Here is a 14671-nt window from a genome sequence, read left to right on the forward strand (position 1 = left end):
ACTCCCTCGTCCCCAGCGACCACCGTTCCGGACCCGCCCCCGCGGAGCCGGTCCCTCACCTCGCCGGCCCGGTCCCACCCGCCCGGTCCACCCCCGCACGGCCCGGCCGTCCCCATGACGGGGGCCGCGGCACCCGCTCCTTCGAGACGCCGTGAGGAGGGACGTCCGCATGCTCCGGTCCTTCCCCCACCTGCGACAGGACGCCGCCGCCTCGCTCGTCGTCTTCCTCGTCGCCCTCCCGCTCTGCCTCGGCGTCGCCGTCGCCTCGGGGGTCCCCGCCGAACTCGGCCTGATCACCGGCATCGTCGGCGGCCTCGTCACCGGCCTGATGCGCGGCAGCAGCCTTCAGGTCTCCGGTCCCGCGGCCGGCCTGACCGTGATCGTCCTCGAAGCGGTCCGCGCCTTCGGCCTCCCCGCGCTCGGCGTCATCGTGCTCGCGGCGGGCGTGCTCCAGATCGGCATGGGCCTGCTGCGGTGGGGCCGCTGGTTCCGCGCGATCTCCCTCTCCGTGGTCGAGGGCATGCTGGCCGGCATCGGTCTGGTCATCGTCGCGGGCCAGATCTACGCCGCCACGGGCCTCACCGCCCCGCACTCGGGCGTCGACAAACTCATCGCCCTGCCGGGCGCGCTGGTGGAGGCCCTGAGCAGCCGCACGGCTCTCGTCTCCCTCGCCGTGGGGGCCGGCACCGTCCTCGTCATCGTCGGCTGGAAGCGGATGCCGCGCCGGGCCCGGGCCGTGCCCGGGGCCCTGGTGGCGGTCCTGCTGGCCACTCTCGCGGCCGCGCTCCTCGGCCTTCCGGTGGAGACCGTGCGGGTCGGCGGCGTGCTGGAGGCCGTCCACCTGCCGGGGGCGGACGCCCTCGCGTCCCTCGCGGACCCGGCCCTCCTCGGCACGGTCCTCGCGTTCGCCCTGATCGCCTCCGCCGAGTCGCTGTTCAGCGCGGCGGCGGTCGACCGCCTCCACCCGGGGCCGCGCACCGACTACGACAAGGAACTCCTCGCCCAGGGCGCGGGGAACACCTTGTGCGGCCTCCTCGGCGCCCTGCCTCTCACCGCGGTCATCGTGCGCAGCTCGGCCAACGTCGAGGCCGGTGCGCGGACGAAGGCGTCGCGGGTCCTGCACGGCGTCTGGCTGCTGCTCTTCGTCGCCCTGCTGCCCGCCGTCCTCGCGTACATCCCGCTGGCCGCCCTGGCGGGGATCCTCGTCCACGCCGGCTGGAAGCTCATCCCGTTCGGCGGCGTCCGGAGGCTCTGGGGCCACAACCGGGGCGAGGCCCTCGTCCTCGTGACGACGGCGGCGGCGATCGTCGCCGTCGGCATGTTCGAGGGCGTCCTGATCGGCGTCGTGCTGTCGGTCGCGAAGGCGGCCTGGGACGCCTCGCACCTGCGCATCGAGCACAGCGACGCCGGGGGCGACACGATCCGCGTCCGGGTACGGGGCACCGTCACCTTCCTCAAGCTGCCCCAGATACTCGACAGCCTGGAGGCCCTGCCCGACTCCCGCCGGGTGGTTCTGGACCTCTCGGGGATCGACCACCTCGACCACGCCTGCCGGGCCGCGCTCGCGTCGTGGGCCGAACGGCACAGCGGCGCCGAGGTCACCGTGGCCCGGTCCGACGCCCCTCCCGGCCACCGGTCGGTCCTGGCCGCCGAACAGGGGCGGAAGCCGCTGTAGGCCGTCCTCGCGGCTCCCGGCCCGGGCAGGGCGGACGGCCGGCGGGGCGAGGGGCGCGACACCGGGGCGGGGACCGGAGCGCCGGATCCCGCCGCCCGACGGTCCGGACGGGGTCCCCGGGAACGCGTACGACCTTTCGGCCCCTTCGGGAGGCCTGCGGGCGTGGCGTGGCGTGTCGCGCCACGCCCGCACGCATGGGGAGGAACGTTCCCTTCGCCCCGTCTGATCACCACCACGCTCGCCGTCGCCCTCACCCGGGGCTCGGCGACGCCCGCGCTGGCGGCCCCCGCCGCCCCGGCCGGAGCACTGCTGTACCGCGCCACGGTCCCGGGCGCGGTCGGCTCCACCCTGCTCGCCGCCTTCCCCGACGACGCGACGGGCCGCGAGGTCCTGTGGCTCTCCCCCGGCGCCGGCAGCGCGGGCGCCTGGAAGACCCCCCTTCCAGCGGGGCTACCCGACCTCCTGCAGCAGCGAGGACGAGCACGACCTCATCTCCTGACGCGAGGCCGGCCCGGCGCGGGGCACCCCCTTCGGCGAGCCGGAGGCGCCGGGGGGCGGGGTTTCAGGGGCGGGTGTCCGTGGGGAGGAAGGCGAGGCCCGTCGGCGTGTTCAGACCGGTGGCCGGGAGGGTGGTCTGGCCGCCGCCCGCCTCCTGGACGCGGACCACCCGGTCGTGGGAGCCGTCGGCGATGTAGAGGCCGCCGCAGCCGTCGAGCGCGAGGCCGAGCGGGTCGCCGAGACCGGTGGTGGGGACGGTGGTCTGACCGCCGCCCTCCGCGATCCTGACCACGCGGTCGTTGCCGCTGTCGGCGATGTAGAGGTCCCCCGTGGCGCCGAGGGCCAGGCCGGTCGGCTGCGAGAGGCCGAGGGCGGGGACCGTGGACTGGCCGCTCCCGTCGGCCGCCACCTTGACGACGCGGTCGTTGACGAAGTCGGAGACGTACAGGTTCCCGGCGGGGTCCAGGGCCAGGCCCCAGGGGTGCAGCAGCCCCGTGGTCGGCACGGTCGTCTGGGTGCCGGTCGCCACGGACACCTTCACGACCCGGTCGTTGAAGCTGTCGGCGACGTAGAGGTTCCCGGCCCGGTCGAGGGCGAGTCCCAGGGGGCGCGACAGGCCCTCGGTGGGGACGGTGGTCTGGCCGCCCCCGTCCGCGGCCCGCACGACCACGCGGTTGTTGCCGGTGTCCGCCACGTAGAGGCGGCCCGACGCGTCCCCGGCCACGCCCGTCGGCCGTACGAGACCGTCGAAGGGCACGGTGGTCTGTGCGCCGCCTCGCGCGGGGAGGCCGACGACACGGTTGTTGCCGTAGTCGGACACGTACAGGGGCGGGTGCGCGGAGGTCCGGCCGTCCCGCGACGGGGTCGCGTCCGCCGCCGTCGCGGGCAGCGCGCACAGCGCCGCGAGGCCCGCCGCGGCAGCGAGCCGACGGGCCCACCGGCGCGCGGCGCGCCCCTTCTCGGGCGCGGACGTCACCGTTGCGGGCCTGTTCGTCGTAGGTGGCATGACTCCCCATCGGGTCCGGGCGGCCGGCCCACTGCCGTGCCTGCGCCGACCCTAGGAAGGGGCGGCGGAAGATCCGGGAACCACGCCGCCCGCCCTGCCCCGGGTCACTCCGATGTCCGGGACGGAGGGGTGACGGCAGCCGCGGCGGGGTCGTCGGTCGAGCAGGACGCCGGGGTTCAGGATGCGGTGGGGGTCCAGGGCGTCCTTGGCGCGCACGGTGCCGGCGCGAAGGGCTCCGGGCGTTGGAGGCCGTCGCCGGCACCGTGGTCACGGCCGAGCCGGCCGGAGCGTCGCGGTCCGCCGGGGCGTCCCGGCCCGGCCGCCGTGGGAGCGGGCCGGCTCCACCGCGCTCGCGAGGCGGTCGTCGACGGGCCCGGTGGCGGACTCCCAGCCCAGGACCAGGACGGAGCAGCCGTCGCGGGAGGTGCCGGAGAGAAGGGCTTCGCCGGCGTCGAGCAGGCGGCGGCCGGCCGGGGCGAGGGCGGACTGGGCGAGGGCGCGCACGGCGTCCGGCGCGTGGGGAGGCCGGTGAAGGCCACGGACGCGGAGGCTTTGTGACGGAGCGTTTCCGCAGGCACGTCCACGCCTCGGTGACGGGGGCGTTCCCGCAGGCACGTCCACGCCTCGGTGAGGACGCCGAGCGCGCCCTCGGAACCGAGGAAGAACCGGTCGGGCGACGCGCCGGCGCCGGAGGCGGGCAGGCAGGCAGGCAGGCAGGCAGGCAGGCAGGCAGGCAGGCAGGCAGGCAGGCAGGACGTACCCGTCCCGGCGGGTGTGATCACGCGCAGGGACTGCACGAAGTCGTCGATGGGGGTACGGCCGGTGGCGCAGTGGCCGCCGGCCCGCGTGGCCGGCCAGCCGCCGAGGGCGAAGTATGCGAAGCCCTACGAGAAGTGACGCAAGGTCAAGCCGTGGGTCCGCAACCGCTCCTCCGGCACGGGGCCGGGGCTCCTGCACGGGTGCGGGCCGCGCCGCCGGCGGTGTCGATCTCCAGGGCTCGGTCCATCGAGGTCGGGGCGAGCGACGGCACCGCGCGGTGGGCATCGCCGCGGTACTCCACGCCGCCGACCACCGGGGAGCCGCCGCCGAAGGGGATGACGGCCGCCTCGTGCCCGCCGGCCCGGTCCCGAGGGGATGACGGCCGCCTCGTGCCCGCCGGCCCGGTCCCGCAGGTCGGCCACCTCCCGGTCGGCGGTGGGGTGGGCGACGAGGCCGGGGATCCGGCCGGGACGGGCGCGAAGGGCCCGGACGACGCCGCGGTAGGCGTTGCCCACGGCGTGGGCGGCGCGCACCCCCGGACCGCCGGCCCCCTGGACGCCGACGCCCTCGCCCACGCCTGGGCGGCCTCCGCGCCGCTCTGGTCCTGGTGGATCGACCACCCCGAACAGTCGCCCGAAACCATGGCCCGGCGCTGCGTCCGGCCCACCGGGGCCGCCCGCGCCCTCTTCGCCGCAGGGGCGTGATCAAGCCGTCTTTCCGTCACCTGATCGGCTCACCAGGACCTAGAGTGTGCGCGTGACCGAGCAGAACCACGCACTCATCGCCGGCCGGTACCAACTGGTCGAACGCATCGGCCAGGGCGGCATGGGCCGGGTCTGGCGCGGTCTCGACCAGCAGCTCTTCGGACGCGAAGTCGCCGTCAAGGAGATCCTCTTCCCGCCGGGCATGGACGACGAGGCCCGCGAGGCGCTGCTCCGGCGGTTCACGGGCGAGGCGCGTGCGGCAGTCACTCTCAGCCATCCGGGGGTCATCACCATCCACGACGTCGTGGAGCACCACGGCGCCCCGGTCATCGTCATGGAGCTGGTCCACGGCCAGTCCCTGGCCGCGGCGATCCGCGGCGGCGGCCGGCTGCCCGTACGGCGTGTGGCCGAGATCGGCGCCGCCGTCCTCGACGCGCTGACCGCGGCGCACGAGGCGCGGATCGTCCACCGCGACATCAAGCCGGACAACGTGCTCCTCGCCAAGGACCGCGTCGTCCTGACCGACTTCGGCATCGCCCACCTCGCGGACGCCACGACCAGGCTGAGCCACAGCGGGACCGTCATCGGCACGCCGCAGTACATGCCGCCGGAGCAGCTGGACGGCAAGCGCCCGACCCCGGCCAACGACCTGTGGGCGCTCGGCGCCACCCTCTACCACGCCGTCGAGGGGCACCCCCCGTTCGAGGCGGAGGGCTTCCACGCCCTCGCCGTGGCCGTGTTCACCCGCCCGCACCGGCCGCCGGTCCACGCCGGTCCGCTCGCGCCCGTGCTGGACGCCCTCCTCACCAAGGCCCCGGCCCGACGCGTGGGCGCCGCGGAAACGGCCGAGATGCTCAGGGGCGTGCTGGCGTCCGCCGGGCCCCGCCCCGACGCACCCCACGGGCACGGCCCCGCACGGGAGTCCGGGGCGGACGGCCGGCCGGCTCCCGTCCCCGATCCACGGGCGGCCCCGGCGCCGGACGCGGCGGCGGATCCCTCCGCCGTCCCGACGATGCCGCGGCAGGCTCCCCCGTCGGCACCGTCCGTGGCGACCCCCACGGTCCCGGACTCCCCCGGATCCGACGCGGGGAACCCGCGACACCCGGTGCCGGACCGGCCGACGGACCCGCCGGTCGTGGTGACCCCGGACGAGCGGCCGCGCACGCTCGGCCCGACCGCTCGACCGGAGCGGGAAGGCGGGGCGTCCGCGGGAGGGCGGAACCTCACCCGGCGCTCGGCCGTCCTGGGCACGGCGCTCGCCGTGCTCGCCACGGGATCCCTCCTCACCTGGGCCCTCACCCGCGACGACGACGCGCGCAGCGGTGGCCGGGCAGGGGACGGCAAGCCGGCCGCGTCCTCCGTCACGGTGAGGATCGGGGTGGACGCGCCCCTCAGCGGCGGGTTCTCCTCGATGGGCGCCGGCATCAGGAACTCCGCCGAGCTGGCGGTCGAAACCGCCAACACGACCGGTCACGTCCCCGGCGTGACCTTCGAGATCACGGCGGTGGACGACGAGGCCGACCCCGCCAAGGGCGCGGCCAACGCCGCCCGGCTCGTGTCCGACGACGCCCTGGTGGGGGTGGTCGGCCCGCTCAACTCCGGCGTCGCCCGCACCCTGGTGCCGACGCTGTCCCGGGCGGGCGTCGTCAACGTGTCACCGGGCAACACCGACCCGGCCCTGACGCTGGGCCCCGACTGGGCGTCGGGCACCCGCGTCCGTCCGTACCCCACCTACTTCCGGACGATCGGCACGGACGCCGACCAGGGGCCGTTCGCCGCCCGCTACCTGCACGGGGCCGGGAAGACCAGGCTCTACGTCGTCGACGACGGGAGCGGCCACGGCACCGCCCTCGCCTCCGGCCTCACGGCCGAGTGGAAGAGGCTCGGGGGGAGCGTCGTCGGCACCGAGCGGGTGGATCCCGCGGAACGCTCCTTCGCGGGCCTCGCCGTCAGGGTGCGGTCCTCGGGCGCCGAAGCCGTCTACTTCGGCGGCTACCACGACACCGCGGCACCGCTGTCCCGGCAGCTCGGACAGGCGGGGGTGCCCGTCCCCCTGATGGGGGGCGACGGCATCTTCGACCAGCGGTACCTCACGGAGAACCCCCGGGCCGACGGCGACCTCGCGACCCAGATCGGCGCGCCCGCGACGGAGTCGGCGGCGGGACGCGCCTTCCTGACCCGGTACGACGAAGCGGGCTACTCCCAGCCGCCGGGCTGGTACGGCCCCTACGCCTACGACGCGACCTGGGCCCTCGTCGAAGCGGTGAAGGCCGTCGTGGAGGCGGAGGGCGGCACGCCCCCCGCCGGCCTCCGGGCGAAACTGCCGCGCGCCGTCGGGCAGGTGGCCTTCGACGGCGTCACCGGCCGCGTCGCCTTCGCGGGCGGCGACCCCGTCGACCGCCGGCTGACCGTGTACCAGGTGGACGGCGGGAGCTGGCGGGCCCGGACGACCGGGCCCGCCGCCCCCTGACGGGGCGCGACTCCCGGGGTCGCGGGCTCCGCCGCCCACGCGGCGGGGCTCGGCCCTTCGGCCCGAGCGGGAACGCGTAGCCGTGGGCCACCAGCTCCCTCACGAGGCTCTCCGGCAGCGGGCGCGACTCCATGGAGGGGGCCGTCATGACGTCGCACGGCGCGGTGGGGAACGGCGTCGAGCACGCCGGAACCCGGCGGATCCGGGTTCCGGTGGCTGCACGCGGACCGCCATCTCTCGGCGGAGTTCCCGGCGATGCTCTCCGTTCCCTGGTGCTCGATCAGGTTCGGGACCGACACGACGACGGGCACGCGATGGCGCTCCAGGTAATCCAGCATCACCGCGTCGTCCTCACGGCGTTCCGGAACGAGCGGACGCGCCTCTTCCGAGAAACCGGCCGCATGGTCCACGGGCAGCATCAGCGCCAGGGGCGGCGTATAGATGTCGTCGATCGCCGACGCCCATCCGGCACCGGTGAGCGCGCCCAGCCGGACCGCCGAGCCGTCGGGTCCGTCCCAGTTCGAATAGAACGCCACGGCCGACCGGGGAAACCTCACCGCCGCCGCACGCGCGACGGGCAGCAGATCGGCCGACGGCACGACGTCGTCCTGAAGCACCAGGTGGTGCGTCGCGCCCTCATCGAACGCCGCCCACGCCTCGACAATCGAGCTGGAGGAAACGTTCACCGCCGGTTCCGTGCGGTCGCGGGCGGACGTGGGGGGCGTGGGCGGGCCGCGCGAGGAGTTCCCGCGCGTCCGGTCGACGCCGTCCCCACTCCGTGTGCCCTCGCGGACGCCCCCGCCGGGTACCGGCTTCCCGGGACTCCGTTGCCTCACCAAGGCTCCGGAGCCTGTCCACCCGCGCACCCCGCCGGCGTGCTCACCCTTCTCCCCCGCGTTCCCCGCTTGTACGATCCCGTCACCGGGCCCGGTGACGGGCCGTCTCCACGGAGCCCGTGCTCCCGGGCGCGACCGGGTCGGAGATCGCGCCAGGGCACTTCGCCGACGGCACGGGCGTCGTCGCGAAGTGGCGGGACGCATTCACCCGGGAGGACCGGGGCGGCGTCGACGAGCGCTGGTGGTGACGCTTGCCCGACAGGAGCCGATGTCCGGCATCGGGGCATCGGGGCATCAGCCCATTCGAGCGGCCCGAGGGTTCCCCTTCGCTGTCACCGGCTCCCGCGTTCCGCCGGGACCGGCCGAGCTGCCCGCCGGTCCCGGCGGACGGAGGCGCCGCGAGAACCCGTGCGCCGGGCCGTGGCAAACGGGCCGGGCGGTCACAGGCCGGCGATGTCCCTGGCCTTCTTGAGTGCGGAGTCGAGGGTGTCCACCACGGCGTTGCGCTGCCTCGCAGCTGCCGCCCGGTCCTCCGGGACCAGCCTCGCGGCGGTCCGCACCGCGTGGTCGTCCGGGTCTCCGAAGGCGGTCCGCGGGTCCTCTCCCGTGTCCGCGCAGTGGGTCGTGACCTCCTTGACCGCCCGGAGCACGACCGCCCGGTCCACTCCCGGCTGTACGGCCAGCCGCACCTGGAAACGCGCCATCCACTTCTCGCGGTCCTTCTCCCGCGCCGCGTCCGTCCCCTGGTCCTTCTTCGTCACGTGTTCTCCCCGGTGATCGGCGGCCGTCCGTCATGGAGTCGGACGCCGGATCGTCGAAGCGGGTTGCGCGAGCGGGCACCCGACGGGGCTCCGGCGACTGCCCGGGGGCGCACCACCGGGCGGCACCCTGCCGGCCGGCCCCTGCTCGTCCCCTGTCACGGGACGTCACCGATCGCGGGTCCGGGCGCGGTTTCCGCTCCCGCGCGCACCGTGCGGGCGGACGGGCCCTGTCCGTGGGGTGGCGCGTGCACTAGGTTGCGACGCACACCGGGCCGAGGGGGTGGGAGCGATCAGGGGTACGTCGGCCATGGTCGGACGTGCGGGGCAGGTGCGGGCGCTGCTCGACGCCGTGGCGAGCACGCCGGCCGTCGTCCTCGTCGAGGGCGAGGCGGGCATCGGCAAGACGCGGTTGCTGCGCGAGACGCTGGGACCCGCCGTCCCCCGGGCGGCGCGGGGGCGGCCCGCCGTCCTGTACGGGATCTGCCGGCCGCTGCGCGAACCGTTCCCGTACGGACCGCTCTTCGACGTGCTGAGGGCGCTGCGGGGGCACGTGCCGGCCGGACTCTCGCCGGTGTGCGGGGCGCTCGCGCCCTACCTGCCCGAGCTGTCCGAGGAGCTTCCGGACGTCCCCGGCCCCCTGCCCGACGGCGCGGCCGACCGGCACCGGGTCTTCCGCGCGGTGCGCGAGGTGCTGGCGGCGCTCGGCCCGGCCGTGCTGGTGGTGGAGGACCTCCACTGGGCGGACGACGGCACCCGGGACCTGCTGCGCTTCCTCGCCGACGATCCCCCGCCGCGCCTCGTGGTCCTGCTGAGCCACCGGCGCGCCGCGCCCGGCGTGCGGGGCGCGCATCCCCTCGGCCGCGACTACCGGACCGCTCCGGGCGTGTCCTCGCTGCGGCTCCTGCTGGAGCCGCTCGACGCGGGCGCCGTGGGCGAGTTCGCCGCCGGGCTGACCGGCGTGGACGTGGCGCCGTCGCTCGCGCGCGCGTTGTGCGAACGGACCGGGGGCGTGCCCTACGTGCTGGAGGAGGTCGTGCACGCGCTGGGCCCGGCCGGGCTGGCGGAGCGGGCGGGCCGGCCGGGGGCCGGTCCGCTCCAGGCGCTGCCGGTGCCCGTCCTGCTGCGGGAGGCGATGGAGGACCGGCTCGCCGAGCTGTCGCCCCCGGCGGTGGCCCTCGCGCACGCGGCGGCGGTGCTCCAGGTCCCGTCGTCGGCCGGGGTCCTCGCCGCCGTCGCCGGCCAGGAGCCCGGTGCCGCGCCCGGCGCGCTGCGCGAGATCCTCCTCGCGGGTGTGCTGCTGGCCTCCGGGGACGACACGTACGGCTTTCGCCACCCGCTCGCCCAGCAGGCGGTGTACGAGGCGGTCCTGCCACCCGACCGGAGCGTCCTGCACCGGCGTGCCCGGGAGGTCCTCGGTGCCCTGGACGACCCGCCCCACCGGCGGCTGGCCCATCACGCGCGCCGCTCCGGCGACCTGGGCGATTGGTGGCGGTGCGCCGGGGAGGCCGCGGAGGTGGCCCGGGCCCGCGGCGACACGGCGGTCGCGGTGGAACTGCTGGAGGAGCTGCTCTCCGGGCCGGCGCCGGACCCGGCCGGCCGGACCTGGCACGCGGTCCGGCTCAGCCGGCTCGCCGTCTTCGGCCTGGCGCACCAGCGTTCGGCCGCGCTGCTGCGCCGCGTCCTGGACGACGGCACCCTGGAGGAGGCCGCGCGCGGCGAGATCCGGCTCAACCTCGGCCTCCTGCTGAACAACCAGGCCGGCAACCAGGAGCAGGGCCGCCGGGACACCGAGCTCGCGGCGACCGAACTCGCCCGGCACCGGCCCGCGCTGGCCGCCCGCGCGATGGCCGGCCTCGCCATGCCGGGCTGGGGCGACCATCCGCGCACGGTGTACGAGGCGTGGATGGACCGGGCCGAGGCGCTGCTGCCCCGGATGCCCGGCGAGCGCGCCCTGCACGCCGCCGTCCGAGGAAACCGGCTCAGCCTGCGCGTGAGCGTCGGCGATCCGGGCGCGGTGGACGACGCGCTCTCGCTGTTCGGCGCGGGAACGGAATCGGGAACGGGAACGGGATCCGGAACGGAATCGGAAACGGGAACGGAATCGGGAACGGGAACTGCGGGTGGGGACGGAGAGGGCGGTACCGGGGCGGGGGCCGGGCGCGGGAGGACGGGCGGGGAGGGCGGCGGGGCGGCGGAGCGGCCCGGGACCGCCGAGCGGCGCGAGCTGGCCCGCACCTGCGGCAACCTGATGGACGCGGCGTCCTGGATCGGGCGGGACCGGGAGGCGGAGCGGTTCCGGCGGGAGGGCGTGCGGCTCATCAGCCAGGAGGGGGAGCCGTTCCTCGGCGGGATCATCGACGGCACGGTCCTGCGCGCCGAGTGGCACCGGGGTGCGTGGGACGGGCTCGACGCGCGCGCCCGCCGCGTCCTGCGCTCCGCCGAGGGCGCCACCGGCATCGAGGCGGACGCCCACCTCGTCCTGGCTCTGCTCGCCCTCGCCGGGGGCCGCTGGGAGGAGAGCGGGGCCCACCTGGGGGCCGCCGCCCTCGCCGACCCCGCCAACGCCTCCGCTCCCCTGCTCGCCGCCGCGGCGGGCAGCGCGATCCGGCTCGCGCTGCTGCGCGACGAACCCCACGACGCCCTCGCCGAGGCCGACCGGATCGCCGTGCGGCTGCGCCGCAAGGACGTGTGGGCGTGGGCCGCCGAGGCGGCGCCGATGATGCTCGTCGCGTGGCTCCGGGCCGGCCGGCGCGGCGACGCGGAGCGCTTCGCCGCGGAGTTCGCCGCCGGGACCGACGGGCGCGACACCCCGCTCGCCGACGCCTCCCTGCTCGTCTGCCGGGCCCTGCTCGCGCGCGCCTCCGACCCGGCGGCGGCCTCCGCGCTCTTCCTGGAGGCGGCCGAACGGTACGGGGCGCTCCCCCGCCCCTACCCCGCCGCCCGCGCGACCGAGGCCGGGCTGCGCTGCGGGCCGCCCCTCGCCGGCGCGGGCGAACGGCTCGCCGGCGTCACGAAGGTGTACGAGCGGCTCGGCGCCACGCACGACGCGGCGCGCTGCCGCAGCGTCCTGCGGGCGGCCGGCACCGCGCCCGCCTCGCGCCGGGGACGGCGGGGGTACGGCTCCGGCCTCTCCCCCCGCGAGGAGGAGGTCGCCCGGCTCGCGTCCGACGGGCGCACCAACCGCGAGATCGCCGAGGTCCTCTTCCTCTCCCCCCGCACCGTCGAGCAGCACGTCGCCCGTGCCCTGCGCAAGGTCGGTGCCCGCGACCGCTCGCAGCTCGCCGACCGCCTGCGCGGGGCCGTACCGCCGCAGCCGTCCGACCGGAGCCGGGGCGGGGCCGGGCCGCCGGGCGATAGGTAGGAGTACGTACCCCTACCTATCGCTCCACGGATTGTTCGGCTCCGGCGGGTGCACGAGGGTGATCGTCGCCGCCGCGCCTCCCCCGCACCCCGGGGCGGTGCGGCGGTGCGACCCAGCACCCGCCGGCGTGTCCGCCGGCGGATCCCCCTGTCGAGGAGCATGTCCATGCGATCCGCCTCCAGACGTCTCAGCGCGCTCTGTTCGGCCGCCGCGGCCGCGAGCCTGCTCGTGGTCGCGGCGTCGGTCCCCGCCTCCGCGGGCACCGCCTCCGCCTCCCCCGCTCCCTCCACCGGCCAGGTCCGCGGCGCCGACAGCCCGCGCGCCCTGCCCGGCCGGTACGTCGTCGCCCTGGAGGGCCGGGCCACCGCCGGCACCGCCACGGCCGCGCGGGCCGCCGCGCACGCCCGGGTCGCCGACGAGGCGTCCGCGCTGACCGGCCGCGGCGGCGGCACCGTCCGCTCGGTCTTCTCCTCGGCGCTGCGCGGCTTCTCCCTCACCGCCACGCCGGAGGAGGCCGCCCGGATCGCCGCGCAGCCCGGTGTCCGCTACGTCCAGGCCGACCTGGTGGCGCAGGCGGTCGGCACGCAGCCCAATCCGCCCTCCTGGGGCCTGGACCGGGTCGACGGCGCCAAGGACGGCAGCTACACCTATCCCGGCGACGGCTCGGGGGTGACCGCGTACATCCTCGACACCGGCCTGTACCGCCAGCACGCCTCCTTCGAGGGCCGGGCCGCCTCGGGCTACGACTTCATCGACAACGACGCCGACTCCGCCGACTGCCACGGCCACGGCACGCACGTCGCCGGAACCGTCGCGAGCAAGGAGTACGGCGTCGCGAAGAAGGCCGCGCTCGTCGGCGTCCGGGTGCTCAACTGCCAGGGCAGCGGTTCCACGTCGCAGATCGTGGCGGGCCTGGACTGGGTGGCGCGCAACGCCAAGAAGCCGGCGATAGCCAACATGAGCCTCGGCGGCGGCGCCGACCAGGCCCTCGACGACGGCGTCCAGGGCGTCATCGACTCCGGCGTCGCCGTCGCGGTCGCCGCGGGCAACGACGCCAAGGACGCCTGCGGCACCAGTCCGGCCCGGCTCCCCGCCGCGATCACCCTGGGCTCGACCGACAGCAACGACGGCCGCTCCGGCTTCTCGAACTACGGGCGCTGCCTGGACCTGTTCGCCCCCGGCGGGTCGATCCTTTCCACCAGGAACGGCGGCGGCACCGCCACCATGAGCGGTACCTCGATGGCCACCCCGCACGTGGCCGGCGCCGCGGCGATCCACCTGTCCGCCCACCCGGACGCGACCCCGCAGCAGGTCCGCGACGCGCTCGTGCGGGGCGCCCGGTCGGGCGTCGTCGGCAACCCGGGCAGCGGCTCCCCGAACCTCCTGCTGGACGTCTCCTCGCTCGGCGCGCCCGCCGAACCCGGCAAGCCCACCGCCTCGTTCACCGCCCGGTGCTCCGTCTCCACGCCCAGCTGCTCCTTCGACGGCTCCGCGTCGAGCGACCCGGACGGCACCGTCGTCTCGTACGCGTGGGACTTCGGGGACGGGCGGACCGGCGAGGGCGCCGCACCGACCCACACGTACGCCAAGGGCGGCACCTACACGGTGAAGCTGACCGTCACCGACGACGACGGCTCCACCGGCTCGACGACCGAGCAGGTCACCGCCGGCACCGCCGAACCGCCGGCCGGCTCCGCGCCGACCGCCTCCTTCGGCGTCTCCTGCTGGCAGGCCGACTGCACGTTCGACGGCTCGGCCTCGACCGACCCGGACGACGACATCGCCTCCTACCGCTGGGCCTTCGGCGACACCACCTCGGCCACCGGCGTCACCGCCGCCCACCGGTACCCGGCCGGGCAGCGGTCGTACACCGCGCAGCTGACGGTCACCGACCGCGGCGGCCGCACGGGGACCGCGACCAAGCGGATCGACTGCTACGCCTTCGGCACCGGCGCGCTGTGCTTCGCGTCGTGACCTGACCCCCACCACCCTGCCGCGGCCCGTCCCTCCGGGGGCGGGCCGCGGCGCGTCCCCGGAGGGACGGCGCGCCCCGGGCGTCACGGGTGCCGCGTCCGCCGGGCCGCGGCCCGGCGGACGCGGCCCGGTGTCAGCCGACCGAGAGGAGGTCGACCACGAAGACCAGGGTCTCGCCCTGCCCGATGGCCGGGGACGGCGAGCGGTCGCCGTAGGCCAGGTGGGGCGGGATGACCAGCTTCCGGCGGCCGCCGACCTTCATGCCCCGCACCCCCATGTCCCAGCCCTTGATGACCTGCCGGCCTCCCAGGGTGAACTCGAAGGCCTGGTCGCGGTTCCACGAGGCGTCGAACTCCGCGCCGGTGGAGTGGGCCACTCCCACGTAGTGGACCGACACCGTGGAGCCCTTGGTGGCCTCGGCCCCGTCCCCGACCACCACGTCCTCGATGTGCAGGTAGGGGGACGGCCGCCCCTGGGGGGTCTCGATCTGCGGTCGTTCAAGGGACATGGCCCGCTCCTCGCTCTCGTCGGCCGGTCCGCCATCGGACCGGCACGCCTGGGTGATCATTCTCGCCCCGGCCGACCCGTGCGACGGGCCGCCCCCGGTGAGGGGCCCTGCCGGTGAGG

Annotated in this window: 10 protein-coding genes; 6 read left to right on the forward strand and 4 right to left on the reverse strand. The window is 76.5% G+C overall.

Annotation, left to right across the window (positions count from 1 at the left end; all coding sequences use genetic code 11):
• Positions 1-169 precede the first annotated feature (169 nt).
• Positions 170-1675 (forward strand): SulP family inorganic anion transporter, encoded by a 1506-nt coding sequence (locus IE287_RS24855; RefSeq protein WP_189851391.1) that lies wholly within the window; start codon positions 170-172, stop codon positions 1673-1675.
• A gap of 562 nt (positions 1676-2237) precedes the next feature.
• On the opposite strand, the gene IE287_RS24860 is transcribed toward IE287_RS24855, so the two are convergent.
• Both IE287_RS24860 and IE287_RS24865 read right to left on the reverse strand, forming a co-directional pair.
• Positions 2238-3149, reverse strand: a complete 912-nt coding sequence (locus tag IE287_RS24860) for an SMP-30/gluconolactonase/LRE family protein (protein WP_229883706.1) — start codon at positions 3147-3149, stop codon at positions 2238-2240.
• A 297-nt stretch (positions 3150-3446) separates the two neighbouring features.
• Positions 3447-3683 (reverse strand): hypothetical protein, encoded by a 237-nt coding sequence (locus IE287_RS24865; RefSeq protein ID WP_189851393.1) that lies wholly within the window; start codon positions 3681-3683, stop codon positions 3447-3449.
• Between the two features lie 644 nt (positions 3684-4327).
• Here IE287_RS24865 and IE287_RS24870 point away from each other — a divergent pair.
• The 3 genes from IE287_RS24870 to IE287_RS39150 all read left to right on the forward strand — a co-directional run bounded on the left by IE287_RS24870 (position 4328) and on the right by IE287_RS39150 (position 8196).
• Positions 4328-4642 (forward strand): hypothetical protein, encoded by a 315-nt coding sequence (locus IE287_RS24870; protein WP_189851394.1) that lies wholly within the window; start codon positions 4328-4330, stop codon positions 4640-4642.
• Between the two features lie 52 nt (positions 4643-4694).
• Complete coding sequence (locus IE287_RS24875; protein ID WP_189851395.1) at positions 4695-7112, forward strand: bifunctional serine/threonine-protein kinase/ABC transporter substrate-binding protein; 2418 nt, start codon at positions 4695-4697, stop codon at positions 7110-7112.
• Positions 7113-8067: 955 nt separating this feature from the next.
• Positions 8068-8196 (forward strand): hypothetical protein, encoded by a 129-nt coding sequence (locus tag IE287_RS39150; protein WP_268254993.1) that lies wholly within the window; start codon positions 8068-8070, stop codon positions 8194-8196.
• Positions 8197-8388: 192 nt separating this feature from the next.
• On the opposite strand, the gene IE287_RS24880 is transcribed toward IE287_RS39150, so the two are convergent.
• Entirely contained in the window at positions 8389-8709 is a 321-nt protein-coding gene (locus IE287_RS24880) for a hypothetical protein (protein ID WP_189851396.1), read from the reverse strand.
• Positions 8710-9016: 307 nt separating this feature from the next.
• On the opposite strand from IE287_RS24880, the gene IE287_RS24885 reads away from it, so the two are divergent.
• Together IE287_RS24885 and IE287_RS39320 are read left to right on the forward strand one after the other, a co-directional pair.
• The gene (locus IE287_RS24885; protein ID WP_189851397.1) at positions 9017-12070 is read left to right on the forward strand and encodes a helix-turn-helix transcriptional regulator; all 3054 of its coding nucleotides are present in this window, start codon (positions 9017-9019) and stop codon (positions 12068-12070) included.
• A 165-nt stretch (positions 12071-12235) separates the two neighbouring features.
• Positions 12236-14044 carry a S8 family serine peptidase gene (locus IE287_RS39320; protein WP_189851398.1) on the forward strand — a complete coding sequence of 603 codons (1809 nt, stop codon included), beginning with the start codon at positions 12236-12238 and terminating at the stop codon, positions 14042-14044.
• Between the two features lie 133 nt (positions 14045-14177).
• On the opposite strand, the gene IE287_RS24895 is transcribed toward IE287_RS39320, so the two are convergent.
• Positions 14178-14552: an FKBP-type peptidyl-prolyl cis-trans isomerase gene (locus tag IE287_RS24895; RefSeq protein ID WP_189851399.1), complete on the reverse strand. Its 375-nt coding sequence runs from the start codon at positions 14550-14552 to the stop codon at positions 14178-14180.
• Between the last annotated feature and the right edge of the window lie 119 nt (positions 14553-14671).

The organism is Streptomyces omiyaensis, from assembly GCF_014650895.1.
Lineage (GTDB): Bacteria > Actinomycetota > Actinomycetes > Streptomycetales > Streptomycetaceae > Streptomyces > Streptomyces omiyaensis.